Genomic DNA, 734 nt, shown 5'->3' on the forward strand with positions numbered 1-734 from the left:
GGCATCATCATACATCCTTAATCAGCTAAATTCATCGGTCAGTTTAGGGTGCTAAAACCCGTAAAGGCTTATCATAAGGCACATTATATAAGCGCAGTGCCTCTTTCATCACTTGGTGGAATACGGGTGCTGATACTTGGCCTGCATACGATTGGCGGCGTGGGTCTTCAACCAAGATTGCCACCACAAAGCGTGGATCTGACGCAGGTGCTAAGCCAACAAAAATCGCACGATGCTGATCGGTATAATAACCACCTTGTGGATTGGTACGCCGACTGGTACCTGTTTTACCCGCCACACGATAGCCATTGATGGCGGCGGCTTGACCTGAGCCACCTGGCCCTGTCACAAGCTCCATCATACGCACAATGGCTTCGGCATGACCTGCACTAATACCCTGAGTGGGTTTGGGTATTGTTTGATCTTTGCCAAGTTTTAACGGCTGCATCAGCCCCTGATTGCCAAGTGCTGCATAAGCTTGGGTCAACTGTGCTAATGTGACTTGCTGACCATAACCATAACTTAGTGTTGCACGGCGTGACAGCTCACGCTCTTTTGGAATGCTAACTCGTCCCGATGCCTCAGCAGGGAAATCCAGTGCCGTCTTGCGGCCAAAGCCAAATTTAAGCTGTGTATTAGCGATGGCGTCAGTCGGTAGATTTAACGCAATTTTTGTTGAGGCAACATTACTGGATTTTTGGATCAGTTTATCTAGCGTGATGGCGCCATAATTA

At 48.5% G+C, this 734-nt stretch carries 1 protein-coding gene; it reads right to left on the minus strand.

The window, feature by feature from the left end; all coding sequences use genetic code 11:
* Positions 1–43 precede the first annotated feature (43 nt).
* On the minus strand, positions 44–734 hold a 691-nt coding region (locus tag G3N97_RS39200), incomplete at its 5' end, for a penicillin-binding transpeptidase domain-containing protein (RefSeq protein ID WP_277397891.1).

This window comes from Paraburkholderia sp. Ac-20347 (genome assembly GCF_017104805.1).
In the GTDB taxonomy this organism is placed as follows: Bacteria; Pseudomonadota; Gammaproteobacteria; order Burkholderiales; family Burkholderiaceae; genus Paraburkholderia; species Paraburkholderia tropica.